The 2,154-nt window shown below is 73.2% G+C and carries 2 protein-coding genes; both read right to left on the reverse strand.

What is annotated here, in order from left to right:
• Positions 1-863: UDP-N-acetylmuramoyl-tripeptide--D-alanyl-D-alanine ligase (locus D183_RS0114990; protein ID WP_017909722.1), on the reverse strand; the 863-nt coding region annotated here is incomplete at its 3' end.
• Positions 860-2,154, reverse strand: a 1,295-nt coding sequence (locus D183_RS0114995) for a UDP-N-acetylmuramoyl-L-alanyl-D-glutamate--2,6-diaminopimelate ligase (protein ID WP_017909723.1), incomplete at its 5' end; no start/stop codon positions are given. The genes D183_RS0114995 and D183_RS0114990, both read right to left, overlap by 4 nt.

The following is a 2,154-nucleotide window of genomic DNA, read 5'->3' on the forward strand; positions in this document are numbered from 1 at the left end:
CCCGGCAGCGGCAGCGTCGCCTCGACGTCGCCGCGCGGGGTGGTCAGCACGAACTGGGTGCGGTCGGCGGCCATGCGGACCTGCGCGGCACCGACCTCGGCGCCCGGCTGCAGGCCGAAGCGCAGCACCTGCGGCCGCGCCTCGCCGGTCGCCAGGCGCTGCTCGAACCACAGGCCGAAGGCGTCGTCGGCATTGATCACCGCGGTGCCGTCGGCCGGCAGCGCGGTGTAGATCGCGCCCTTGGTCTGCGCCACGCCGAGCAGGCTGCCCATGCGCTCCAGGTGCGCAGCGGCGATGTTGTTGACCAGCGACACCTGCGGCGGCGCGATGTCGGTGAGATAGGCGATGTCGCCCGGCTTGCCGGCGCCCATCTCGTAGATCGCGTAGTCGGCGTCGTCCGGCGCCTCGATCACCGCCAGCGGCAGGCCGATCTCGTTGTTGCGGTTGCCGGGATTGGCGTAGACGCTGCCGCCGTCGATGCGGCAGGCATGCTGCAGGATCGCCAGCAGCAGCGCCTTGACGCTGGTCTTGCCGTTGCTGCCGGTGATCGCGGCCACGCGGGTGGCACGGCCACGCTGCATGCCGGCGGCGATCCGCGCCAGCGCCAGCTGGGTATCGGCGACGACGATCTGCGGCAGTTCGATCTGCGGCTGCACGCGCTCCACCAGCAGCGCGCTGGCGCCACGCGCGGCGGCGTCGGCGACGAAGGCGTGACCATCGAAACGCTCGCCGCGCAGCGCCACGTACAGGCTGCCGGCGGCCAGGCTGCGGGTGTCGTGACTGATCGCATCGATCGCCACGTCGTCGCCGTGCAGCTCGGCGCCGGCCCAGTGCGCGATCATCGACAACGGCAGGCGCTTCATCGGGCCGCCTCCGCCGCATGCGCGCGCAGGGCCTGCGCGGCGACCTCGGTGTCGTCGAACGGATGGCGCACGCCGGCGATCTCCTGGTACGGCTCGTGGCCCTTGCCGGCGATCAGCACGATGTCCTCGGCGCCGGCGTCGGCGACCGCCATGGCGATCGCCTGCGCGCGGTCGCGCTGCACCTGCACCGCCTGCATGCCGTCGAAGCCGGCCAGGATGTCGGCGACGATACGGTCGCCGTCCTCGCCACGCGGGTTGTCGTCGGTGACCACCACGCGCTCGGCCAGGCGCTGCGCGATCGCCGCCATCTGCGGGCGCTTGCCGGTGTCGCGCTCGCCGCCGCAGCCGAACACGCAGGTGATGCGACCCTGCGCGTGCGCGCGCAGGCTCTGCAGCGCCTGTTCCAGCGCGTCGGGCGTGTGTGCGTAGTCGACCACCACCAGCGGCTCCGCGCCATTGCCGCCGAGCCGGTTCATGCGCCCGCGGATCGGCTGCAGCTGCGCCAGGGTGGCGGCGATGCGCACCGGCGCCACGTCCAGCGCGTGCAGCGCGCCAGCCACGGCCAGCAGGTTGTCGACGTTGAAACGGCCGAGCAACGGCGACTGCAGCGGATGCCGCTCCTCGCCGATCGCCAGGGTGAAGCCGATGCCGCGCGCGTCCAGGCGCAACGCCTCGGCGCGCACCTGCGCGCCATCCTGGCCGCGCGAGCTGACCGCGATGCGGCGCAGCGCCGGATCCAGCTTGGCCAGCAGCTCGCGGCCGAACGCATCGTCCAGGTTGACCACCGCCGACTTCAGCCCCGGCGTGGCGAACAGGCGCGCCTTGGCGGCGCCGTAGCTGGCCATGTCGCTGTGGTAGTCGAGATGGTCGCGGGTGAGATTGGTGAACACCGCCACGTCGAAATGCACCGCGTCCACGCGGCCCTGGTCGAGTGCGTGCGAGCTGACTTCCATCGCCACCGCCTGCGCGCCGGCGTCGCGCAGCTGCGCCAGCAGCGCGTGCAGCGGCAGCACCAGCGGCGTGGTGAAGCCGGTCGGTTGCACCTGCCCGTACAGGCCGGCGCCGAGCGTGCCGATGCTGCCGCTGCGCGTGCCCAGCAGGTGCCAGGCCTGCGCCAGCAGTTGCACGGTGGAGGTCTTGCCGTTGGTGCCGGTGACCCCGACCATGGTCATGGTCTGCGACGGATGGCCGTGGAACTGGTCGGCCATCGCGCCCATGCGCGCGCGCAGGCCCGGCACCGCGATCGCGTCGGCCGGCGCCGGCAGCTCGGCCGGGGCCGGCGGGGCGTACA

Source organism: Xanthomonas sp. SHU 199 (assembly GCF_000364665.1).
Classification (GTDB): domain Bacteria; phylum Pseudomonadota; class Gammaproteobacteria; order Xanthomonadales; family Xanthomonadaceae; genus Xanthomonas_A; species Xanthomonas_A sontii.